This is a genomic window from Streptomyces sp. NPDC053048, assembly GCF_044547045.1.
Lineage (GTDB): Bacteria > Actinomycetota > Actinomycetes > Streptomycetales > Streptomycetaceae > Streptomyces.
Map to the genome: position 1 here is coordinate 280077 of NZ_JBITZS010000008.1, position 21319 is coordinate 301395.

The 21319-nt window shown below is 70.6% G+C and carries 23 protein-coding genes; 4 read left to right on the forward strand and 19 right to left on the reverse strand.

Translation table 11 applies throughout. The features are described from left to right. Window positions 1–45: 45 nt before the first annotated feature. From tatC to ACIG36_RS22990, 10 genes are all read right to left on the reverse strand, one after another. Entirely contained in the window at window positions 46–984 is a 939-nt protein-coding gene (gene tatC / locus ACIG36_RS22945) for a twin-arginine translocase subunit TatC (RefSeq protein WP_399930761.1), read from the reverse strand. 65 nt (window positions 985–1049) lie between these two features. Then, window positions 1050–1331: a Sec-independent protein translocase subunit TatA gene (gene tatA, locus ACIG36_RS22950; protein WP_399930764.1), complete on the reverse strand. Its 282-nt coding sequence runs from the start codon at window positions 1329–1331 to the stop codon at window positions 1050–1052. 218 nt (window positions 1332–1549) lie between these two features. Beyond that, window positions 1550–1759, reverse strand: coding sequence for a hypothetical protein (locus ACIG36_RS22955; protein ID WP_399930767.1), 210 nt, complete (start codon window positions 1757–1759; stop codon window positions 1550–1552). A gap of 150 nt (window positions 1760–1909) precedes the next feature. Further along, window positions 1910–2149, reverse strand: a complete 240-nt coding sequence (locus ACIG36_RS22960) for a hypothetical protein (RefSeq protein ID WP_399931223.1) — start codon at window positions 2147–2149, stop codon at window positions 1910–1912. Window positions 2150–2202: 53 nt separating this feature from the next. Next, entirely contained in the window at window positions 2203–3165 is a 963-nt protein-coding gene (locus ACIG36_RS22965) for a helix-turn-helix transcriptional regulator (RefSeq protein WP_399930770.1), read from the reverse strand. Window positions 3166–3186: 21 nt separating this feature from the next. Beyond that, on the reverse strand, window positions 3187–4203 hold the full coding sequence (locus ACIG36_RS22970; protein WP_399930773.1) for a helix-turn-helix transcriptional regulator: 1017 nt from the start codon (window positions 4201–4203) through the stop codon (window positions 3187–3189). 116 nt (window positions 4204–4319) lie between these two features. After that, a complete protein-coding gene (locus ACIG36_RS22975) occupies window positions 4320–4694 on the reverse strand; it encodes an FKBP-type peptidyl-prolyl cis-trans isomerase (protein ID WP_399930776.1) in 375 nt (124 codons plus the stop codon). 65 nt (window positions 4695–4759) lie between these two features. Continuing rightward, the gene (locus ACIG36_RS22980; protein WP_399930779.1) at window positions 4760–5740 is read right to left on the reverse strand and encodes an FKBP-type peptidyl-prolyl cis-trans isomerase; all 981 of its coding nucleotides are present in this window, start codon (window positions 5738–5740) and stop codon (window positions 4760–4762) included. Window positions 5741–5890: 150 nt separating this feature from the next. Next, a complete protein-coding gene (gene pafA, locus ACIG36_RS22985; protein WP_399930782.1) occupies window positions 5891–7252 on the reverse strand; it encodes a Pup--protein ligase in 1362 nt (453 codons plus the stop codon). 9 nt (window positions 7253–7261) lie between these two features. Beyond that, entirely contained in the window at window positions 7262–8500 is a 1239-nt protein-coding gene (locus tag ACIG36_RS22990) for an MFS transporter (RefSeq protein ID WP_399930784.1), read from the reverse strand. Window positions 8501–8803: 303 nt separating this feature from the next. Here ACIG36_RS22990 and ACIG36_RS22995 point away from each other — a divergent pair, with 303 nt between their 5' ends. Further along, complete coding sequence (locus ACIG36_RS22995) at window positions 8804–9841, forward strand: LacI family DNA-binding transcriptional regulator (RefSeq protein WP_399931226.1); 1038 nt, start codon at window positions 8804–8806, stop codon at window positions 9839–9841. 5 nt (window positions 9842–9846) lie between these two features. Here the strand turns inward: ACIG36_RS22995 and prcA are convergent, their stop codons facing one another. The 6 genes from prcA to arc form a co-directional block, all read right to left on the reverse strand. Continuing rightward, complete coding sequence (prcA, locus tag ACIG36_RS23000; protein ID WP_399930786.1) at window positions 9847–10608, reverse strand: proteasome subunit alpha; 762 nt, start codon at window positions 10606–10608, stop codon at window positions 9847–9849. A 37-nt stretch (window positions 10609–10645) separates the two neighbouring features. Continuing rightward, window positions 10646–11488 (reverse strand): proteasome subunit beta, encoded by an 843-nt coding sequence (gene prcB, locus ACIG36_RS23005; protein ID WP_399930789.1) that lies wholly within the window; start codon window positions 11486–11488, stop codon window positions 10646–10648. After that, window positions 11440–12033, reverse strand: coding sequence for an endonuclease VII domain-containing protein (locus tag ACIG36_RS23010; RefSeq protein WP_399930792.1), 594 nt, complete (start codon window positions 12031–12033; stop codon window positions 11440–11442). Before ACIG36_RS23010 ends, prcB begins: the two co-directional genes overlap by 49 nt. A 40-nt stretch (window positions 12034–12073) precedes the next feature. Next, window positions 12074–12292: a ubiquitin-like protein Pup gene (locus tag ACIG36_RS23015; RefSeq protein WP_399930795.1), complete on the reverse strand. Its 219-nt coding sequence runs from the start codon at window positions 12290–12292 to the stop codon at window positions 12074–12076. Between the two features lie 148 nt (window positions 12293–12440). Further along, the gene (gene dop, locus ACIG36_RS23020; RefSeq protein ID WP_399930798.1) at window positions 12441–13952 is read right to left on the reverse strand and encodes a depupylase/deamidase Dop; all 1512 of its coding nucleotides are present in this window, start codon (window positions 13950–13952) and stop codon (window positions 12441–12443) included. A gap of 306 nt (window positions 13953–14258) precedes the next feature. Beyond that, window positions 14259–16025, reverse strand: a complete 1767-nt coding sequence (gene arc, locus ACIG36_RS23025) for a proteasome ATPase (RefSeq protein ID WP_399930802.1) — start codon at window positions 16023–16025, stop codon at window positions 14259–14261. Between the two features lie 242 nt (window positions 16026–16267). Between arc and ACIG36_RS23030 the strand changes: the two genes are divergently transcribed. Continuing rightward, window positions 16268–16564: a ferredoxin gene (locus ACIG36_RS23030; protein ID WP_399930805.1), complete on the forward strand. Its 297-nt coding sequence runs from the start codon at window positions 16268–16270 to the stop codon at window positions 16562–16564. 4 nt (window positions 16565–16568) lie between these two features. Here the strand turns inward: ACIG36_RS23030 and ACIG36_RS23035 are convergent, their stop codons facing one another. The 3 genes from ACIG36_RS23035 to ACIG36_RS23045 all read right to left on the reverse strand — a co-directional run bounded on the left by ACIG36_RS23035 (window position 16569) and on the right by ACIG36_RS23045 (window position 19475). Further along, window positions 16569–17120, reverse strand: coding sequence for a hypothetical protein (locus tag ACIG36_RS23035; RefSeq protein ID WP_399930808.1), 552 nt, complete (start codon window positions 17118–17120; stop codon window positions 16569–16571). Between the two features lie 196 nt (window positions 17121–17316). Then, complete coding sequence (locus tag ACIG36_RS23040) at window positions 17317–18204, reverse strand: tRNA (adenine-N1)-methyltransferase (protein ID WP_399930811.1); 888 nt, start codon at window positions 18202–18204, stop codon at window positions 17317–17319. Window positions 18205–18248: 44 nt separating this feature from the next. Beyond that, the gene (locus ACIG36_RS23045; protein WP_399930813.1) at window positions 18249–19475 is read right to left on the reverse strand and encodes a site-2 protease family protein; all 1227 of its coding nucleotides are present in this window, start codon (window positions 19473–19475) and stop codon (window positions 18249–18251) included. 126 nt (window positions 19476–19601) lie between these two features. Here ACIG36_RS23045 and ACIG36_RS23050 point away from each other — a divergent pair, with 126 nt between their 5' ends. Together ACIG36_RS23050 and ACIG36_RS23055 are read left to right on the forward strand one after the other, a co-directional pair. Then, a complete protein-coding gene (locus ACIG36_RS23050) occupies window positions 19602–20531 on the forward strand; it encodes a RecB family exonuclease (protein ID WP_399930816.1) in 930 nt (309 codons plus the stop codon). A gap of 15 nt (window positions 20532–20546) precedes the next feature. Next, complete coding sequence (locus ACIG36_RS23055) at window positions 20547–21218, forward strand: response regulator transcription factor (RefSeq protein WP_087928839.1); 672 nt, start codon at window positions 20547–20549, stop codon at window positions 21216–21218. Window positions 21219–21319: the final 101 nt, after the last annotated feature.

Sequence of the window (21319 nt, forward strand, 5' to 3'; positions counted from 1 at the left end):
GACCGGCGGCCGCCCCGCCGTGCGGACGGGTGGTACGTGATCAGGTCACGTCACGTCGTCGTAGCCCTTGTGGCGGCCGCCGGACTGCTCGGTCAGGGGCGGCAGCGGCTCGGAGTCGCCGACGGGCTGCGGGGTGAGGTCGAGCGGGGCGGCCTCGTCGTCGGAGAGCAGCCGGTCGGGGTCCGCGTCGCGCTTGCGCTTGTCGTTGAGCATCGCGATGCCCACGGCGATGAAGTAGAGCACGATGATCGGGCCCGCGAGCAGGAACATCGAGAACGGGTCGACGGTCGGCGTCGCGACGGCCGCGAAGACCGTGACGCCCATGATCATTCCGCGCCACCAGCCCAGCATCCGGCGGCCGGTGAGCACGCCGCCGAAGTTGAGCATCATCAGCAGCAGCGGCAGCTCGAAGGAGAGGCCGAAGACCACCACCAGGCGGGTGACGAGGTCGATGAGCTCGTCGAGCGGCAGCAGGTTGTTGACGCCGTCGGGGGTGAAGTCGATGAGGACCTTGGCCGCGGACGGCAGGACCTTGTAGGCGAAGAAGCCGCCGGCGGCGAACAGCGGCACACCGGCCGCGACGAAGCCCAGCGCGTACTTCTTCTCGGTCCGGTGCAGGCCGGGCGCGAGGAACGCCCACAGCTGGTAGAGCCACACGGGGCTGGCCAGCACCAGGCCGGAGACCAGCGACACCTTCACCATCAGGGTGAACGGCCCGACCAGGCCGGACATGGTGATGCTGGCGCACTGCTGGCGGCTGTCCTTGTTCGCGAGCTCCGCGAAGGAGATCTTGCAGCCGATCGCGTCCTGGATCGGGTGCTTGAAGACCTCGATGATGTCCCGGTAGTAGAAGGCCGCCACCACGGCGACGATCACGATCGCCAGGACGGACTTCGCCAGCCGGTTGCGCAGCTCACGCAGGTGCTCCGCGAGCGGCATCCGCCCCTCGGGGTCCTTCTCCTTCTTGCGGGCAGACTTCAGCAACCCACGTCCCTATCTCGTGCGGCAGACGGTCGCCGTCGGCGGCGGCCGTCACAGTCTGTCCTGGGTCAGCGCTGGGTCGTACGGTCGCTCGGCTCGTTCACCGGGCGGGAGGTGACGTCGCCGGGGGCGGCCTTGATGGTGCGGGGGGCCTCGGGGGCGGCGGGCGGGTCGGCGGGCGCGGCGGCGTTGTCCTGGCCCTCGGACTTCATGGCCTTCGCCTCGCTCTTGAGGATGCGGGCGGACTTGCCGAGGGAGCGCGCCATGTCCGGAAGCTTCTTCGCACCGAACAGCAGGACGATGACGACGAGGATGAGGATGATCTCGGGAGCACCGAGCCGTCCGAACATAGGGTTTACCTTCTCACCGAAGCGGGATGGGTGTGGGACCGGCCGGCTGATCGGACATTTGTCCATCAGCCGTACGGCAGCGATCGTAACGCGCAGGGGTAAACGCTCGGCAATCCCTGTGCATACGCCCAGTCGCGACCCTCCGCCTCGTCAACAGGGCCACCTCGACCAGCGTACCGTCCGTCCCGAAACCGCAGGAGGGGCGCCGGATGCGGCTTTCAGTGCCCTTCGCGCAGGGTGTGGGCGGTGTGCGCGGCCAGCGGCCCGGCGGCCCGCTCCAGGTCCTCGGCGGCCCTGCTGATCCGGTGCGAGGCCTCGGAGACCTGCCGGGACAGCCGCCGCACCTCGGCGAAGACGCGCACGGCGAGCACCGCGAGCACGGCGATACCGCAGAAACCGAGGGCGATGGCGAGCATGGGCCAGAACATGGGGGCGAGCCTATCGAGGGGGTAACCGAGGGCTAATCGACGGGTAATCGACGGACGATCGAAGCGGAATGGCCGGATTGTGACGGTCGAGCGGAGGTTCGAACGGGCGGTTCGGGTGGCGATCCGCCCGGTTCAGACGGTTCGGCCGTTTCAGGCGGTGATGTGCAACCGCAGCGTACGCACCCCGCCGCCGGTGAGCAGCTCGACGATCCGCTCACCGGCCGGTTTGCGGACGGCCGAGCCGCAGTCGGGGCAGGTGAAGGAGTAGAAGGTGGTGCGGTCGCTGGCGCCGATGGCCAGCCGCAGCGCCCCCGCCGCCAGCTCGAAGCGGCCCCGGCAGTCGGGGCACGCGGCCTTGAAGACCGCGGCCGCGGGCGGCCGCGCGCCCATCACGTCCCCTGCCCCGTCCACCGCGGGCCTCCCCTTCACCGTCGACCTCTCCTTCACTCGCCGTACGCCGCGAGGGCTTCGCGGGCGGCCTCCCGTGCGCTGCCGGCCAGCTCCGGCGGGGAGACGATCCGCCCGTCCCGGCCGAGCCGCAGCGCCAGGCGCCGCAGGGAGGCCGGGTCCGGGGTGCGCAGCGTGATGCGCAGGCCGCCCTCGGGCAGCTCCTCGGCGCTGTCGTGCGGGTAGTACTCGGCGACCCAGCGCCCGCCGGGCCCCACCTCGATGACCACCTCGGGGTCCTCGGCGCGGGGCTGTACCAGCCCCTCGGACAGGTCGCGCAGCTCCACCGGCGGCGGGTCGGACGGCTCGTCCAGCAGCCGGATCTCGGCCACCCGGTCGAGGCGGAAGGTGCGCCGGGCCTCGGAGAGCCGGCACCAGGCCTCCATATAGGTGTGGCCCACGGCGAACAGCCGGATCGGGTCGACCTCGCGCTCGGTGAGCTCGTCGCGCGCGGGCGAGTAGTAGCGCACCCACAGCCGGCGCCGCTCGGAGATGGCCCGGTCCACGTCGGCGAAGACGCCGCCCTCGGACTCGAAGCTGACCGACAGCCGGGAGCTGGCGCCCGCGGCCTCGCCGGCCGCGGCCTCGATCTTGGCGGTGGCGCGCAGCAGCGCCTGCCGGTCGCTCTCGCGCAGCCCCGGCAGGGTGGCCACGGCACGGGCCGCCACCAGCAGGGCGGTGGCCTCGTCGGCGGCGAGCCGCAGCGGCTCGCCCGTGCTGGCCCCGGAGGCGTCCGGGTTGTGCCACCAGATGCGGTCGCCGTCGGTGTCGATGTCCAGCAGGTCGCCGCCCCGGAAGCTGGTGCCGCACATCGGCAGGACGTCGAGGTCGCCGATCAGCTCGTCCTCGGTGATACCGAAGGCACGTGCCACGTCGGCGACCCGGGCACCGGGGCGTTCGCGCAGGTAGGTGACCAGCGACAGCATCCGCCGGGTCTGGTCAATGGCGTTTCCGGCCATCAGAAGTCGGTCCCGTTCCTCTCAGCCCTTGGCCACGGCACGCAGCCGGTCGATCACATCGGCCCGCAGCTCGGCGGGTTCCAGCACGATGACGTCGGGGCCGAACTCCACCAGCCAGGCGTCCAGTCCGTGCCCGTAGGGGATCTCCAGCTCGTCCCAGCCGTCGCCGAGCTCATGGGTGGCCAGCGCCCGCGCCCGCAGCGGGTAGCCGTGGCCGGCCCGCACCTTGATCCGGGCGGTGCCGGTGGCCTTCTCGCCCGCCCACTTCTCGACGGTCGTGCGCACCGTGACATGGTCGGGCACGGGTGCGGTGAAGGCCAGGGCCCGGGAGCGGACCTTGCCGGTGATGCGGGAGAGGCGGAAGACGCGCTCGGCCTGCCGGTCGCGGTCCCAGCCGGCCAGGTACCAGTGGCCGCGCCAGCACTCCAGGGCCCAGGGCTCGACGCGGCGCTGCTCGGGGCGGGCGGCGTTGGCCTTGCGGTAGTCGAAGACGACCGGACGGCGGTCGCGGGCGGCGAGCATCAGGGGCTCGAACGCGGCCTCGTGGGCGGGGATCCTCGTCTCGAGGGCGCTCAGGCCGTCGGAGGGGTCCTCGGCCAGCGGCATCCCGGCGGCGCGCAGCTTCTGCAGCGCCCCGCTGGCGGCGCCGGCGAGACGGGCCTGCTGCCAGACCTTGGCGGCCAGGCCCAGGGCGGCGGCCTCCTCGACGTCGAGGGTGATCGCGGGGAGGCGGTTGCTGTCGCGGCGGGCGAGGTAGCCGATCTCGCCGTCGAGGCCCTCGACGGTCTCGATGATCAGGCCGAGCTCGCGGAGGTCGTCCTTGTCGCGCTCGAACATCCGGTTGAAGGCGTCGTCGTTCGCGCTCTCACCGGCCGCCGGGGCCGCAGAGGCTCCCGAGGCTGCAGCAGCTGCAGCAGCTGCAGCAGCCTCGATGTACGCCTCGATCGAAGCCCGCAACTCCGCTTTGCTGAGCGGGCGGCGCGTGCCCAGCAGGCACAGCGCCAGGTTCATGAGCCGCTCGGCCTTGGCAATCGCCATCGACGCCCTCTCTACTTGTGCTCTCAACCGTTGACCGTACCGCTCACGGCTCGTACGACAAAAGCCGAGGGCCCGTGCCGGTCCGGCACGGGCCCTCGGCCTTCGTTCGGGGTGTCTCAGACGCCCATCAGGTCGCAAACGAAGATCAGCGTCTCGCCCGGGGCGATCACGCCGCCACCGGCGCCACGCTCGCCGTAGGCGAGGTGGGCGGGGATGACCAGCCGGCGACGGCCGCCGACCTTCATGCCCTGGATGCCGCGGTCCCAGCCCTCGATGACCTTGCCGGCACCGAGCTTGAACTCCAGCGCGCTGCCGCGGTTCCAGCTGGCGTCGAACTCCTCGCCGGTGGACAGGGCCACACCGACGTAGTGAACCTTGACGACGTCCCCGGCCTTGGCCTCGGGACCGTCGCCCTCCCAGATCTCGGTGATCTCGAGGTCAGACGGCGGCGGGCCCTCGTAAAAGTCGACCTCGGGCTTATCGATGTTCACGAACGTGCTCCTACGTTTCGATCCTGTGGACAACCGTGCAATTCTGGCAGACCGCGATCGAACGATCAGACCTTGCCCACGATGTCCACGACGAAGACCAGGGTGTTCTTGTCGAGGCCGCTCTGCGCCTGGCCCTCGTAGCCGAACTTCGGCGGGATCACCAGCTCCACCCGGTCCCCCACGTGCTTGCCGACCAGGCCCTTGTCCCAGCCCTGGACGACCGAGCCGGTGCCGATCTGGAAGGCGGTGGCCCCGGCGTGGTCCCAGGAGGCGTCGAACTTCTTGCCGTCCTCCCACTTCACGCCGGTGTACTGGGCGATCAGGCCGTCGCCGGCCTTGATCTCCGGACCGCTGCCCTTGATCAGGACCTGCTCCTTGAGGTCCGTCGGCGGCTTGGTGTCCTTGGGGATGGTGATCTCCGCGGCCTTCTGGGAATTGGCCTTGACCTCCGGCATCCCGTCCTCCGGCTTGGCCTGATCGCCCTTGGCCTCGGCCTTGGCGTCGACCTTCTGGGCGCCGACGACGTCGATGACCCACACCAGGCCGTCCTCCGGCTTGACGCCGGCCTGCGGGTTGAGCTGGTCGCCGATCAGCGCCTTCGCCGTGCCCTCGACCTCGATCCGGGAACCGGCCTTCTGACCGATCACCGCGTCGAGCACCTTGGCGGGCATCTCCTGGCTGGGCTGGCCGAGCTGCTGCACCATCTGGCGGCGCGGACCCTTGCCGCCAGACTTGTCCTGGGTCGCCCAGGTACCGCCCAGCGGCTTGTTGTCCTTCATCGTCTGCCCGGCGAAGTCGAGCCGGACGAAGGAACCCTTCTCGGCCTTCGCACCCGTCCCCTCGGTCAGGGTCTTCACGACGAGCTTGTCCGCGGGCTTGGCGTCCTTCGGCACGGAGATCTCGGGCTTCTCCCCGAACTTCCCCTCCACCTTCACCTTGGCGTCGGACGAGCCGCCGTCATCGGACCCGCACGCCGCGGCGGTCAGCAGCAGGACGGGCACGGCCAACGCCGCGGCGAGGCGACGCGCGTTCTTCGTGTGGTTCATCAAGTCCAACTCGGGCTATAGGGGTCGCTGGGCAGTGCCGTCACTCTACGGCCTGTCCCGCGCCGATCAACCCCGTCCGACACGGATGTGCGCCGGGTCCGGTGAACCCGGCGCACACGCGTGCCCTTTGCCGTCCCGGCACGGCGCCCGTCACATTCCGGCGATGAGCTTCTCCACCCGGTCGTCCACGGAACGGAACGGGTCCTTGCACAACACCGTGCGCTGCGCCTGGTCGTTGAGCTTGAGGTGCACCCAGTCGACCGTGAAGTCCCGGCGCTGCTCCTGGGCCCGGCGGATGAAGTCGCCCCGCAGCCGGGCGCGGGTGGTCTGCGGGGGCACCGACTTGCCCTCGAAGATCTTGATGTCGTTGCACACCCGGGCGGCCTGGCCCTTGCGCTCCAGGAGGTAGTACAGGCCCCGGCGGCGGTGGATGTCGTGGTACGCCAGGTCTATCTGGGCGATCCGGGGGTGCGACATGGTGATGTTGTTCTTCGCCCGGTAGCGCTCGATGAGCTGGTACTTCATCACCCAGTCGATCTCGGTGGAGATCCGGTCCAGATCCTCGTCGCGGACCGCCTCCAGCGCCCGGCCCCACAGCTCCAGCACGCGCTCGACCGTGCCCGTGCGGATCCCGCGGCGCTCGCAGAAGTCCACGGCCTTCTCGTAGTACTCCTGCTGGACCTCCAGCGCCGAGGCCTCCCGGCCGCTGGCCAGGCGCACCTTGCGCCTGCCGGTGATGTCGTGGCTGACCTCGCGGATGGCCCGGATGGGGTTCTCCAGCGTCAGGTCGCGCATGACCGTACCGGCCTCGATCATGCGCAGCACCAGGTCGGTGGCGCCGACCTTGAGCAGCATGGTGGTCTCGGACATGTTGGAGTCACCGACGATGACGTGCAGCCGGCGGTAGCGCTCGGCGTCGGCGTGCGGCTCGTCGCGGGTGTTGATGATCGGGCGCGAGCGGGTGGTGGCGGAGCTGACCCCCTCCCAGATGTGCTCGGCGCGCTGGCTGACGCAGTAGACCGCGCCGCGGGGCGTCTGGAGGACCTTCCCGGCACCGCAGATCAGCTGACGGGTGACGAGGAAGGGGATGAGGATGTCCGCCAGACGCGAGAACTCCCCGTGCCGCGCGACGAGATAGTTCTCGTGGCAGCCGTAGGAGTTCCCGGCGGAGTCGGTGTTGTTCTTGAAGAGGTAGACGTCGCCCGCGATCCCCTCCTCGTGCAGGCGCCGTTCGGCATCGACGAGCAGGCCCTCGAGAATGCGCTCGCCCGCCTTGTCGTGGGTGACCAGCTCGGTCACGCTGTCGCACTCCGGTGTTGCGTATTCCGGGTGCGAGCCCACATCGAGGTAGAGGCGAGCGCCGTTGCGCAGGAAGACATTGCTGCTGCGGCCCCAGGAAACGACACGACGGAAGAGGTACCGCGCCACTTCGTCAGGGGACAGCCGGCGCTGTCCCCTGAAGGTGCACGTGACGCCGTACTCGTTCTCCAGCCCGAAAATGCGGCGGTCCATGCCTGAACACTACGCCTGATGCTCCGCGCTGAAACCGGGTTCGACAGCACCGTTCCGATCATTTTCCGACCGGGCCACGACGGGCGAGGGGCTCGCGGGAGCCCGCAGGGAACGCCGGGCGAGAACCATCACGAGCAGCGCGGCCACGCCACCGCCCACGGCCACCACGAAGCCCGCGCGGACACCGGAGTGCTCCAGCACCGGACCGGCGAAGGCCGTACCGATGGCCGCGCCCACGCCGAAGGACGTCACCAGCCAGGAGAACGCCTCGGTCACCGTGCCGCGCAGCGCGTGCCGGTCCACCACCACGAAGGCACAGGCCAGGCAGGGCGCCAGGAAGAGGCCCGCGACACCGGCCAGCACCGTCATCGCGACGGGGCCGGGCACCAGCAGCAGCGGTACGTAACCCAGCGCGAGCCCGACGACGAGCATCCGCAGCCGCTGTTCGGGGCTGCCGGCCCACTGGCGGGCACCGTAGACCGTGCCACCGATCAGGGCACCCACGCCCAGCGCGGAGAGGATGTAGCCGGCGACGTTGTCGCTGTGGTGGGCGTCGCCGTAGGCCACGGCCGCGACGGCGATCGAGCCCAGCGCGGAGCCGATGAAGAAGAACGTACCGAGCAGCACCAGCAGCCCGCGCGAGCGCAGCGCGCCCAGCCAGTGGGCCTCACGGGGCTCGCTGCGCCACTGCCGCGAGGGCGGCGAGGTGACGACGGCGAGGGCGCCCAGCGCGCCCAGCGCGTTGATCACGTAGAGGGCGCCGGCCTCGGACCAGGAGGCGACGAGCCAGGTGATGAGCAGCGGGCCGACGACGTACATCACTTCCTGGGCGATGGCGTCGAGGGAGTAGGCGGCGTGGATGCGGTCCTCGCTCTTGAGGACGGACGGCCACAGGGCCCGCAGGCCGCCCTCGAGGGGCGGGGTGAAGAAGCCGGAGACGATCACGGCCGCGTAGACCAGGGGCAGCGGCTCGAGGCCGACGGCGGCGAAGACCGACATGCCGAGCGCGGCGAGCAGCGCCGAGGGCAGCAGGACGCGCGGCTGGCCGTGGAGGTCGACGGCCCGGCCGAGCAGCGGCTGGCCCACCGCGTTGGCCACGCCGTAGACGGCCGACAGGACGCTGGCGAGGGTGTAGCTGCCGCCCTCGGCGCGCACGAAGAGCACGATCGCCAGCGCCGCGGTGGCGTTGGGAAGCCGGCCCACCAGGGTGCCGGTGAGCAGTCGCGCCGCGTGCCGCGTCCTGAGCATGTCGACGTATCCGCCGCCCGCCGCCGCCATTGTCCGCCTCTCGTGGAACCGGATCGTTTTTGACAGACCCGGTAGTCTTATGACCGAGCCATCCCGGTTTTACGTATAACTAGCGAGGTTATACGTACCATGTTCGCAGCCCGTGGGTCCACCCGCGCGGCTCGGCAGGCAGCGGAGAGGGGCGACGCGGCGGTGGCGGACGACAAGCGCGGGGGCGCGGGGACGAGCGACGGGGACACCGGCGCACGATGGCCGACCGTCCGGGGCAGGCACGCGGCGACCGCCCGCGCCACCAGCCGCGACGTGGCACGCGCCGCCGGGGTCTCCCAGGCCACCGTCTCCCTGGTGATGGGCGACAAGTGGCGGGGCCGGGTCTCCGAGCCCACCGCCGAGGCCGTGCGGGCCGCCGCCCGCGAGCTGGGCTACCGGCCCAACCTCGCCGCCCGCAACCTGCGCCTGGGCCGCACCCGCACCGCCCTGCTCGTCGTGCCCGCGCTGACCAACGAGTTCTTCGCCGGCGTCTACACCGGCGCCGCCCGCGTGGCCGCCGAGCACGGCGTGGGCGTGGTCCTCTACCCCTCCCCGGAGGGCACCGGCCCGGCCCGCGACCCCTTCGCCTCCGCCCGCGCGACCCTGGACGGCGTCATCGCCTCCTCCATGGCCGCCGACGCCCTCAGCGACCTGCGCGCCGGCGACCTCCCCCTGGTGATGCTCGACAGCGACCCCGAGCGGACGGACGCCGCCGCCACCGTCAACCTCGACATCGCCGACGGCATGCGGCAGGTGACGGAGCATCTGCTCGCCCTGGGCCACCGGCACTTCGCGCACATCGCGGCCGACGTCGACTCCTGGACCTTCCGGGTACGCGCCCAGGCGCTGGCCCGCACGGTGGCCGGCGTGGCGGGCGCCACGGTCGTCGCGACCGAACCGGCCGCCCTGACCGTGGCCGGCGGGCAGCGGGCGGCCGAGCGGGCCCTGACCGGCCCCCGACCCCGGCCGACCGCGCTGGTCTGCGACGACGACATCCTGGCGGCGGGCGCCTGCAAGGCGGCCGGACGGCTGGCACTGCGGGTGCCCGACGAGGTATCGGTGACCGGCTTCGTCGACCTCACCCTGGCGACCGCCGTCGAGCCGGAACTGACCACCGTGCGGCTGCCCGCCGAGGCGGTGGGCGCCGCCGGCATGCGGGCCCTGGTGGCCGCCCTCGACGGCCGGCCGGCCGCGACGACCACCGTGCCGGTGGAGCTGGTCACCCGCGGCACCAGCGCCCCGCCGAACGCCGCGCGCCCCGATGGGCGGGATACCCAGCGGGGCGCGCGGCGTGAGGCGGGAGTGGTTTAGAGCGGCTACTCGTCGGAGGCGGCGTCCGCGCCGGACCCCGAACCGGAGTCCTGGCCGGAGCCGCCCGAGCCCTCCTCCAGCAGCCTGGACAGCTGCCGGCCCAGCAGCCGCTTGAACTTGCGCTGCTGCGGCCGCGTACGGTCCAGCACCGCGACCTCCAGCTGCTCGGCGGTCAGCGTGCGCTCGGTGCCGTTGGTGTCCCGGGCGAGCGAGTCCCGGGCCAGCTTGAGCGCCTCGGCGAGCGTCATGCCGTCCCGGTGCCGCTGGTCGAGGTAGCTGCTGATCTGGTCGGCGTTGCCGCCGATGGCGACCGAGCCGTGCTCGTCCACGATCGAGCCGTCGTGCGGCAGCCGGTAGATCTGGTCGTCCTCGGGAGCCGCCCCGACCTCGGCGACGATCAGCTCGACCTCGTAGGGCTTCTCGGCCGCGCTGGAGAAGATCCCGCCCAGCGTCTGGGCGTACACATTGGCCAGGCCCCGTGCCGTGACGTCGTCACGGTCGTAGGTGTAGCCGCGCAGGTCCGCGTAGCGCACCCCGCCGATCCGCAGGTTCTCGAACTCGTTGTACTTCCCGACCGCCGCGAAGGCGATCCGGTCGTAGATCTCGCTCACCTTGTGCAGCGCGCGGGACGGGTTCTCGGCGACGAACACCACGCCGTCGTTGTACTGGAGGACCACGACGCTGCGGCCGCGCGCGATGCCCTTGCGGGCGTACTCGGCGCGGTCGGCCATGGCCTGCTGGGGGGAGACATAGAACGGCGTCGACACCGCTATCCGTCCCTTTCTGTCAGTGTCGAGGACGGCATCACAGGAGGGCGGCCCGCGGGCCGTCGGGCTCCTCGAGCCGGCGCTCGTGAATGGCACGGACGATCTCGGAGGACTCGGCCTCGGTCAGCTTGCGGAAACCCTCGTCGGTGATGACGGTGACGATCGGGTAGATCCGGCGCGCCAGGTCGGGACCGCCGGTCGCCGAGTCGTCGTCGGCCGCGTCGTAGAGCGCCTGGACGACGAGCGTGGTGGCCTGCCCCTCCGTCAGGTCCTCACGGAAGAGCTTCTTCAGCGCCCCCCGGGCGAACAGCGAGCCGGAGCCCGTGGCAGCGAAGCCGTGCTCCTCGGAGCGCCCGCCGGTCACGTCGTAGGAGAAGATGCGGCCCTTCTGCCGGTCCACGTCCCAGCCGGCGAACAGCGGCACCACGGCCAGCCCCTGCATCGCCATGCCGAGGTTGCTGCGGATCATCGTCGACAGCCGGTTCGCCTTGCCCTCCAGTGAGAGCGAGACCCCTTCGACCTTCTCGAAGTGCTCCAGCTCCAGCTGGAAGAGCTTGACCATCTCCACGGCCAGCCCGGCGGTGCCGGCGATCCCCACCGCCGAGTACTCGTCGGCCGGGAAGACCTTCTCGATGTCCCGCTGCGCGATGACATTGCCCATCGTGGCCCGCCGGTCACCGGCGAGCACCACGCCCCCGGGGAACGACGCCGCCACGATGGTCGTGCCGTGCGGGGCCTCGAGAACACCCTGCGCGGGCAGCTGCCGGTTGCGCGGCAGCAGCTCGGGCTGGTGGGCGCCGAGGAAGTCGATGAAGGAGGACGAGCCCGGCGTCAGGAAGGCAGCTGGTAGACGCCCGGTGCTACGAGGGTTGGCTTCCACACGTTTCCTTCCACATATTCGGCGGCACGCCTCATGACGTCCGGCCGATCCTTGAACTGCCCCAGGGCGGCGTTGCAGCTGAAGCACAGTACGCCACGCACACCACCTGTTTCGTGATCATGATCCACATGCACGGCGGGAGCAGCAAGGCATATCACGCATACGCCCGCCTGCTGCTCCACGAGCTCTCGCAGCGCGACCTGACTCAGGCCATACTTGCGACGAAAATAGCTGTCGCGGTTTCGCTCCGCCCGGCATTCACGGCAGTAGCTGGCCCAGCCGTCCGAAGACGACTTGTTCCGCTCCCACTCGTCATGCGGCTTGACCTTCCCGCACTGCGGACAGCGCTTGTGCCCACGCGGCACGGGAACCTTCACCCGCACCGTGCGCCCCTTGGACTCCTGACGCACACGGTAGTACTCCGCCGAGCACTCCTTGCAGTACGCCTGGAGTCCATCCTTCGTCGACTTGTTGCTCGCGAACGCCGCCCGCGGTTTGCACTCACCGCACCGCGAGCAGCGTTTCGCTTCTTGCTCGTCAGACACCAGCCGCCCCCGTAGTCGACCTAAGAATCGAAGGTCAAATCTACTCTCCGCCCTTCTGAACGAAGGACCTCACGAAATCCTCGGCGTTCTCTTCGAGCACATCATCGATTTCGTCCAGCACGGAGTCCACGTCGTCCGACAGCTTCTCCTGGCGCTCCTTGAGGTCCTCGGAGGCCTGCGCGTCCTGCGCCTGCTCCTCGACCTCCTCCGTCGCACGCGTGGCCTTCTGCTGTCCGCCGCCGGTGTCCTTGGTCGCCATACCCCTCACCCCGCTCGGTTTCGACGTACACGTACACGAGACCTACAAGATCAGACCCTACAAGCCGGGTCCGGCCCCGTCCCTGCTCTTGCTACAACGTCCCGGAACCACCGTGATGATTCCCGGTTCCCGTACTTCTCAGACCCGCTCAGCCGCCCGAGAGGACGCGGACCAGGTCCTCGGCCGTGCGGCAGCGGTCCAGCAGCTCCTTGACGTGGTTGCGGGTGCCCCGCAGTGGCTCCAGGGTGGGCACCCGCTGCAGAGAGTCACGGCCGGGCAGGTCGAAGATGACCGAGTCCCAGGAGGCGGCGGCCACGTCGTCCGCGTACTGCTCCAGGCAGCGGCCGCGGAAGTAGGCGCGGGTGTCCTCGGGCGGGGCGGTGCGGGCGCGCAGCACGTCGTCCTCGTCCAGCAGGCGCTTCATCCGGCCGCGGGCCACCAGGCGGTTGTACAGGCCCTTGTCGGGGCGTACGTCGGCGTACTGGAGGTCCACCAGGTGGAGCCGGGCGGCGTCCCAGTCGACGCCGTCGCGGCGGCGGTAGCCCTCGAGGAGCTCGCGCTTGGCCACCCAGTCCAGCTCGCCGGACAGGCTCATGGGGTCGTGCTCGAGCCGGCCGAGCACGTCCTCCCAGCGGGTGAGGACGTCCTTGGTCTGCTCGTCGGCGTCCGCGCCGAAGCGGTCCTCGACGTATTTGCGGGCCAGCTCGAAGTACTCCATCTGCAGCTGGACCGCGGTCAGTGTCCGGCCGCTGCGCAGTGTGACCAGGCGGCGCAGAGTGGGGTCGTGGCTGATCTGGTGGAGGGTGCGCACGGGCTGTTCGACGGCGAGGTCGGCGGCGATGAAGCCGTCCTCGATCATGGAGAGCACCAGGGCGGTGGTGCCGAGCTTGAGGTAGGTGGAGATCTCGGAGAGGTTGGCGTCGCCGATGATCACGTGGAGGCGGCGGTACTTCTCGGCGTCGGCGTGCGGCTCGTCGCGGGTGTTGATGATGGGCCGCTTGAGGGTGGTCTCGAGGCCGACCTCGACCTCGAAGTAGTCCGCGCGCTGGCTGATCTGGAAGCCGTGTTCGTGGCCGTCCTGGCCGATGCCGACGCGGCCGGCGCCGGTGACGACCTGGCGGGAGACGAAGAACGGGGTCAGGTGGCGCACGATGTCCGAGAAGGGGGTCTCCCGCTTCATCAGGTAGTTCTCGTGCGTGCCGTAGGAGGCGCCCTTGTTGTCGGTGTTGTTCTTGTAGAGGTGGATGGGCTGGGCGCCGGGCAGCTGGGCGGCGCGCTCGGCGGCCTCGGCCATGATCCGTTCGCCGGCCTTGTCCCACAGGACGGCGTCGCGGGGGTTGGTGATCTCCGGGGAGCTGTACTCGGGGTGGGCGTGGTCGACGTACAGCCGTGCGCCATTGGTGAGGATGACGTTGGCCAGCCCGATGTCCTCGTCCGTGAGCTGGCTGGAGTCGGCGGCCTCGCGGGCGAGGTCGAAGCCACGGGCGTCCCGCAGCGGGTTCTCCTCCTCGAAGTCCCAGCGGGCACGTCGTGCCCGGTGCATCGCGGCCGCGTAGGCGTTGACGATCTGGGACGAGGTGAGCATGGCATTGGCGTTCGGGTGACCCGGGACGGAGATCCCGTACTCCGTCTCGATGCCCATTACTCGCCGTACGGTCATGCGGCCCTCCTTGCCCGGCGGCGCCCCCTGGTGGGGTCGGCGCTCAAGTACCGCTGCGCATCCAGTCCGTGCCCGGTCCCCGATCCCCCACTGCGCTTCGCGGTGGTACCGAAGAGCCTAGAACGGCTTTGCGGCGCTGGGGAGATCATTACAGTCTTTGCTCCGGTTCTTGTGGCGGTCGGAAATCGTCATTGTCGAGGTCCCACAAGTGGTGCAAAACGCGTCCGGCTGCGGACGCCCTGGCATTCCCCCGCCGGGAGGCGGGGGAATGTGAACAACAGGGACATCCGCAGCCGGACGGCGGTGCTAGAGGTACTGGCCGGTATTGGCCACGGTGTCGATGGAACGGCCGGTGTCGGCGCCCTGCTTTCCGGTGACCAGGGTGCGGATGAAGACGATCCGCTCGCCCTTCTTTCCGGAGATCCGGGCCCAGTCGTCCGGGTTGGTGGTGTTGGGCAGGTCCTCGTTCTCCTTGAACTCGTCCACGCAGGCGGCGAGCAGGTGGGAGACGCGCAGGCCCTTTTGGTTGTGGTCGAGGAAGGCCTTGATGGCCATTTTCTTGGCCCGGTCCACAATGTTCTGGATCATCGCTCCGGAGTTGAAGTCCTTGAAATAGAGGACTTCCTTGTCACCGTTGGCGTAGGTGACCTCCAGGAAGCGGTTCTCCTCGGATTCCGCGTACATCTGCTCGACCACCGACTGGATCATGCCCTGGACGGCGGCCTTGGCCGACCCGCCGTGCTCGGCGAGGTCGTCGGCGTGCAGGGGCAGGGTCTCGGTCAGGTACTTCGAGAAGATGTCCTTGGCGGCCTCCGCGTCCGGACGCTCGATCTTGATCTTCACGTCGAGCCGGCCGGGGCGCAGGATCGCGGGGTCGATCATGTCCTCGCGGTTGGAGGCGCCGATGACGATGACGTTCTCCAGGCCCTCCACGCCGTCGATCTCGGAGAGCAGCTGGGGGACGATGGTGTTCTCCACGTCCGAGCTGACTCCGGAGCCGCGGGTGCGGAAGAGGGAGTCCATCTCGTCGAAGAAGACGATCACGGGCGTGCCCTCGCTGGCCTTCTCCCGGGCGCGCTGGAAGATCAGCCGGATGTGCCGCTCGGTCTCGCCGACGTACTTGTTGAGCAGCTCGGGTCCCTTGATGTTGAGGAAGAAGCTCTTCCCCGCGGGCTTGCCGGTGACTTCGGCGACCTTCTTGGCAAGGGAGTTGGCGACGGCCTTGGCGATGAGTGTCTTGCCGCAGCCGGGCGGGCCGTAGAGCAGCACGCCCTTGGGCGGGCGCAGTTCGTGTTCCTTGAAGAGGTCGGGGTAGAGGTAGGGGAGCTCGACCGCGTCGCGGATCAGCTCGATCTGGTTTCCCAGGCCGCCGATCTTCGTGTAGTCGATGTCCGGGACCTCTTCGAGGACGAGTTCCTCGACCTCGCTCTTGGGGATGACCTCGTAGACGTAGCCGGAGCGGGATTCGAGCAGGAGGGCGTCGCCGGGGCGGATGGTGGTGTCCAGCAGCGGCTCGGCGAGCCTGACCACCCGCTCCTCGTCGGTGTGCCCGATGACCAGGGCGCGCTCGCCGTCCTCGAGGATCTCCTTGAGGGTGACGATGTCGCCGTGGCGCTCGAAGGCCATGGCCTCGACCACGTTGAGGGCCTCGTTGAGCATGACCTCCTGGCCGGGCCGGAGGTCGTCGATCTCGACGCCGGGGCTGACGTTCACCCGGAGCTTGCGGCCCCCGGTGAAGATGTCGGCCGTGCCGTCCTCGTTCGGCTGCAGGAAGACCCCGAAGCCGGCCGGTGGCTGGGCGAGCCGGTCGACCTCCTCCTTGAGGGCCACGATCTGGTCCCGTGCCTCGCGGAGGGTGTTCGCGAGGCGTTCGTTCTGTGCGGACACGCCGGCCAGGTTCGTCTGGAGCTCGACGATCCGCTCTTCGAGAATCCTCGTGTGACGCGGAGAGTCGGCGAGCTTGCGTCGCAGGACGGCGATCTCCTGCTCGAGATAGGCAACCTGGCCAGCGGGGTCTTCAGACCCTCGTCCCGGCCGGATGCCGCGGTTCATGTCGTCGTCGTGGGCTGCCACGGTCCTCACCTCCTCCAAGGGGAGCTGGACGCTTCCTGACCCTACCTGGGCCGGTGCAGGTTGAAACCCCTAGATCACAAACCCGGTCGGAGTGTGTCCGATCTTCACCCTTGCGCACGTCCTCACGGGAGGGGAATACCCACCCATCAACATCGGAAAGCGGGCGGTTGTATCGTCGACTCGGTCAACACCCGTCAGGGCTGGCTCCAATTGGTTCACGTACGCAGGAAACGGCAGGCGAGATGACCGTGCAGGAAGAGGGACTCGGTGAACTGGAAGTCTGGATCGACCAGGACCTGTGCACCGGTGACGGTATCTGCGCGCAGTACGCCCCCGAGGTCTTCGAGCTGGACATCGACGGGCTGGCCTATGTGAAGAGCGCCGACGACGAGCTGCTCCAGGACAAGGGTGCCACCACGCGCGTCCCGTTGCCGCTGATCAACGACGTGCGGGACTCGGCGGTCGAGTGCCCCGGCGACTGCATTCACGTGCGCCGGGTGTCGGACCAGGTCGAGGTCTGGGGTCCGGACGCCGCGTAGCGGCTCACACACGTCCCGCGACGGGCAGGGCGGTCAGGACGAACTTGCCGTTGCGCCAGTGCCACTTGACCGCCCGGAGCCGGTCCGGGCAGCAGCGCGGGACGCGGGCGGTGGAGTAGCCGAGGAGAGTGGCCGAAACGGTGCCCTCGGTGACGATGAGGTCCGTGACGCTCATCCCCTGCCGGGGGTCGACGAGCGTCGCCACGATCCGGGGCGTGCCGCCGGGGGCCGGGGGCGGGGTGAGGACGTAGAGCCCGCCGGGCGGGGTGCCCGCGCCGGAGGGGCAGCGCACCACCGCGGCCGTCTCGGGGCGTCCGTCGCCGTCGAGGTCGGCGGGGTCCTGGCGGACGACTTCGGCGCTCGCCCGGCCGCAGTCGACGGGGTAGCGGGCGGCGCGGGCGTCGGGGGCCCACGTGGGGGAAGCGGTGGCGGTGGCGTCGCCGGGGCCGAGGAGGGCCGCGCCGGCGATCAGGCCGGCCAGGGCGGTGGCGGTGGCCAGCCAGTGGACGGGGCGGGGGCGGGTGTGCGGGTGGGGCTCGGGTCCTGCCGGCTGCACGCGCGCGACTCCTGTGAGGGCTGGGGCTGCGGGAAGTGCTCGCATCGTGCCATACGGATCTTCGCGCCGGAACAGCGGGTTCAGGGGTGAGCCGCACGCTCGGTGCGCGCCGGCGGGGTGCGTCAACGCCGAGGCGCCGCCGCCGAGTTCCGCGAACGCGGTTCTCGGTGGCGGCGCCTTGTCGTCGTGCGGGGGCTCAGCCCTTGTTGGGGCCCTCGTAGTCCTCGCCGTAGGCGCCCTTGGCGGGGCGGCGGCGGCGCATCGGGGGCTCGACGCCGTCCGCGAGGCGGCGGGCGGTGACGAGGAAGCCGGTGTGGCCGATCATCCGGTGGTCCGGGCGGACCGCGAGGCCCTCCACGTGCCAGTTGCGGATCATCGACTCCCACGGCTGCGGCTCGGCGAAGCAGCCGATCTCACGGATGGACTCGACGGTCCGGGCGAGCTGGGTGGTGGTCGCCACGTAGCAGCAGAGGATGCCACCGGGGACGAGCGCCTTGGAGACGGCCTCCAGGCACTCCCACGGGGCGAGCATGTCGAGGATGACACGGTCGACGTCGGTGTCGGAGAGGTTGTCCTGCAGGTCGCCGACGGTCAGCTGCCAGGCGGGGTGCGGGCCGCCGAAGTAGCGCTCGACGTTGGCCTGCGCGATCTCGGCGAAGTCCGCGCGGCGCTCGTAGGAGTGCAGCATGCCCTGGTCGCCGATGGCGCGCAGCAGGAAGCTGCTGAGCGAGCCCGACCCCACACCCGCCTCGACGACGCGTGCGCCGGGGAAGATGTCGGCGAAGGCCAGGATCTGCCCCGCGTCCTTGGGGTAGACCACGGCGGCGCCGCGGGGCATGGACAGGACATAGTCGGGGAGCAGGGGGCGCAGCGCGAGGTAGGCGACGTTTCCCGTGGTACGGACAACACTGCCCTCGGGAGCGCCGATCAGCTCGTCGTGGGGGAAGGAACCCTTGTGGGTGTGGAAGTTCTTCCCGGCCTCGAGCGTGAACGTGTAGTGGCGTCCCTTGGGGTCGGTGAGCTGGACCTGGTCCCCGACCTTGAAGGGCCCGCGACGGCGGGCGGCACCGGTCGGTTCGGACATGTGACCAGCCTACCGGGCCCTGGGAGGGCCCAGCACCACGAGGCTCAGGAGGAGGGCCTGGCCATGGCCGCGACGAAGGCGCGCTCCACGTCGGCCGTGGAGAGGACGCCGTAGACCTCGCCGGTGTCCTCGACCACCAGGTATTCCGTGGCCGGAACGGCCCGCAGCATCTCGAGCAGGTCCTCGCCGGAGAGCTCGGCGGGGATGCGCATGCCTTCCCTGAGGTCCTGGGCGAGGGTGCCGACCGCGACCCAGGGGCGGCGGTGCTCGGGGACGCCGACGATGGCGGCCTCGCGGACCAGTGCGGTGGGGGCGCCCTGTCCGTCGACGACGACGAGGGCGCGGGCGCCGGCCTCGTTGGCGCGGCGCAGGGCCTCGGAGAGGGGGGTGGTGGCCTCGACGGGGACGGCGCGCCGGGTCAGGGCGCGGGCGCGCAGGGCGGGCAGGTGTTCGCGCAGCCGGGCCATGCGCAGGCTGTTGCCGGCACCGGTCCAGATGATCGCGGCGAGGATGGCGGCGAGCAGGGCGTCGGTGAGGGTGTCGACGCCGCCGAAGTCGGCGCTGTCGCCGCGGTGGGTGAGGAGCGGGAGGCCGACCAGGACGGCGACGGCGAGGGCGCGGCCGACCCAGGCGGCGGCGATGGTGCCGGTCATGGGCTTGCCGCTGATCTTCCAGACGACGGCGCGCAGCATGCGGCCGCCGTCGAGCGGGAGGCCGGGCAGCAGGTTGAAGGCGGCGACGAGCAGGTTGGAGATCATCAGTCCGGCGAGCAGCACGCCGGGGACGGTGCCGGGCTCGACGGCGAGCACGCCGAGGTAGAAGACGCCGGCGAGGACGAGGGAGAGGAGGGGGCCGACGAAGGCGAGGACGAATTCGCGGCCCGGGGTCTCGCTCTCCTTCTCGATCTCGGAGACGCCGCCGAAGAACTGCAGCTGGATGCGGCGCACCGGGAGCTTGAAGCGCAGGGCGGCCAGGGTGTGGGCGAGCTCGTGGACGAGGACGGAGGCGTAGAAGGCGACGGCGAAGAAGAGGGCGACCAGGTAGCGGGCGCGGCCGAGCTCGGGCAGGACCCTCTCGAGCTGGCCGCCGAAGACCCAGGTGATCAGGGCGGCGACCAGGAACCAGCTGGGGGCGACGTAGACGGGCACGCCGAAGGGCCGGCCCATGAGGATGCCGCCGCCGCTCTCGCGGGGTCGCGGCGGTTCGTCCCCGGGCCCGGCCGGTCGGCCGGCGCCCCCGACGCCGGATTGGCCCTGCCCGCTGTTGTCCACGGTGTCCCCTCGTCGGATCCGGTCATTCGCACCCACGTGGTGCTTTCTTACGATCATGCAGTGCGATGGGGTCTACCGTCGATGGTATGCGGCCGACTGTCAGTGACGGGCCGTAGGGTTTGTGTCATGGATACCGCCCCCGAGCATCCCGCCGCCCCGGCCGTGGCCGCCGTGCGCCCGGCCTCGCTGTCGCCCTCGCGGGCCGCCGATTTCATGCAGTGTCCGCTGCTCTACCGCTTCCGGGTGATCGACAAGCTGCCGGAGAAGCCGAGCGCGGCGGCCACCCGGGGCACGGTGGTGCACGCGGTGCTGGAGCGGCTCTTCGACGCCCCGGCGGGCGAGCGCACGGCGCCGCGGGCCACGGGTCTGGTGCCGGGCGAGTGGGAGAAGCTGCTGGCGGCCCGGCCGGAGCTGGGGGAGCTGTTCCTGCGGGAGGACGGCTCGCACGACGCGGAGCGGCTGGCCACGTGGCTGCGGGATGCCGAGCGGCTGGTCGAGCGGTGGTTCAGCCTGGAGGATCCCACCCGTCTGGAGCCCGCCGAGCGTGAGCTGTTCGTGGAGACGGTGCTGGACTCGGGCCTGAAGCTGCGCGGCATCGTCGACCGGCTGGACGTGGCGCCCTCCGGCGACCTGCGGATCGTCGACTACAAGACGGGCAAGGCTCCGGCCCCGCAGTACCGGGACACCCCGCTGTTCCAGATGATGTTCTACGCGCTGGTGGTGTGGCGGCTGCGCGGGCGGATCCCGCGCCGGCTGCAGCTGGTCTACCTGGGCAGCGGGGACGTGCTGACGTACGACCCGGTCGAGGCGGAGCTGGTGGCGGTGGAGCGCAAGCTGCGCGCCCTGTGGGAGGCGATCACGCTGGCCACGGAGACGGGCGACTGGCGGCCGCGGCCGACGAAGCTGTGCGGCTGGTGCGACCACCAGTCCGTCTGCCCCGAATTCGGCGGCACTCCCCCGCCGTATCCGCTGCCCGTGCCCGCACCGCGTACCGCCGCGGACGACGGTCCGGCTGCCCCTGCCCAGGGGGCTCAGGGCAGAATGGACCCGGTCTAGCGAAGGAGTTCTCCTGTGGCGATCCGTGTCCTGCTGGTCGACGACCAGCCGCTGCTGCGCACCGGCTTCCGCATGATCCTGGAGGCCGAGCAGGACCTCGCGGTCGTCGGCGAGGCCGGGGACGGCCTGCAGGCGCTCGACCAGGTCCGGGCCCTGCAGCCCGATGTGGTGCTGATGGACATCCGCATGCCCCGCATGGACGGCGTCGAGGCGACCCGGCAGATCACCGGCCCCGAGCGGAACGGCCCGGCCAAGGTGCTGGTGCTGACCACCTTCGACCTCGACGAGTACGTGGTGGAGGCGCTGCGGGCGGGGGCCAGCGGCTTCCTGCTGAAGGACGCGCCCGCCCATGAGCTGGTCCAGGCGATCCGGGTGGTGGCGGGCGGCGAGGCGATGCTGGCGCCGAGCATCACCCGGCGGCTGCTGGACAAGTACGCCGGTCATCTGCCGTCGGGCGAGGAGCCGCTGCCGGACACGCTGCACACGCTGACCGACCGCGAGGTCGAGGTGCTCAAGCTGGTGGCCCGGGGCCTGTCGAACGCGGAGATCGCGGCGGATCTGTTCGTCAGCGAGACGACGGTCAAGACGCACGTGGGGCATGTGCTGACCAAGCTGGGTCTGCGCGACCGGGTGCAGGCGGCGGTCTACGCCTACGAGAGCGGACTGGTGCGCCCCGGCGCGCAGTAAAACAGGACAAAGGCCGGGCGGGTGGCGTCCGGTCGCGGCGGCAAGCGAAACGCCCCGGTGCGCGGTGTCGACCGCGTACCGGGGCGTTCTTCGTTTCCGGC

Bases quoted from the DNA above. Each gene is read 5' to 3' on its own strand.
- tatA (WP_399930764.1), bottom strand. From the start codon at position 1,331: ATGTTCGGACGGCTCGGTGCTCCCGAGATCATCCTCATCCTCGTCGTC.
- ACIG36_RS22955 (WP_399930767.1), bottom strand. From the start codon at position 1,759: ATGTTCTGGCCCATGCTCGCCATCGCCCTCGGTTTCTGCGGTATCGCC.
- ACIG36_RS22960 (WP_399931223.1), bottom strand. From the start codon at position 2,149: ATGGGCGCGCGGCCGCCCGCGGCCGCGGTCTTCAAGGCCGCGTGCCCC.
- ACIG36_RS22965 (WP_399930770.1), bottom strand. From the start codon at position 3,165: ATGGCCGGAAACGCCATTGACCAGACCCGGCGGATGCTGTCGCTGGTC.
- ACIG36_RS22970 (WP_399930773.1), bottom strand. From the start codon at position 4,203: ATGGCGATTGCCAAGGCCGAGCGGCTCATGAACCTGGCGCTGTGCCTG.
- ACIG36_RS22980 (WP_399930779.1), bottom strand. From the start codon at position 5,740: ATGAACCACACGAAGAACGCGCGTCGCCTCGCCGCGGCGTTGGCCGTG.
- pafA (WP_399930782.1), bottom strand. From the start codon at position 7,252: ATGGACCGCCGCATTTTCGGGCTGGAGAACGAGTACGGCGTCACGTGC.
- ACIG36_RS22990 (WP_399930784.1), bottom strand. From the start codon at position 8,500: ATGCTCAGGACGCGGCACGCGGCGCGACTGCTCACCGGCACCCTGGTG.
- ACIG36_RS23015 (WP_399930795.1), bottom strand. From the start codon at position 12,292: ATGGCGACCAAGGACACCGGCGGCGGACAGCAGAAGGCCACGCGTGCG.
- dop (WP_399930798.1), bottom strand. From the start codon at position 13,952: ATGACCGTACGGCGAGTAATGGGCATCGAGACGGAGTACGGGATCTCC.
- ACIG36_RS23030 (WP_399930805.1), top strand. From the start codon at position 16,268: ATGACCGTGCAGGAAGAGGGACTCGGTGAACTGGAAGTCTGGATCGAC.
- ACIG36_RS23040 (WP_399930811.1), bottom strand. From the start codon at position 18,204: ATGTCCGAACCGACCGGTGCCGCCCGCCGTCGCGGGCCCTTCAAGGTC.
- ACIG36_RS23050 (WP_399930816.1), top strand. From the start codon at position 19,602: ATGGATACCGCCCCCGAGCATCCCGCCGCCCCGGCCGTGGCCGCCGTG.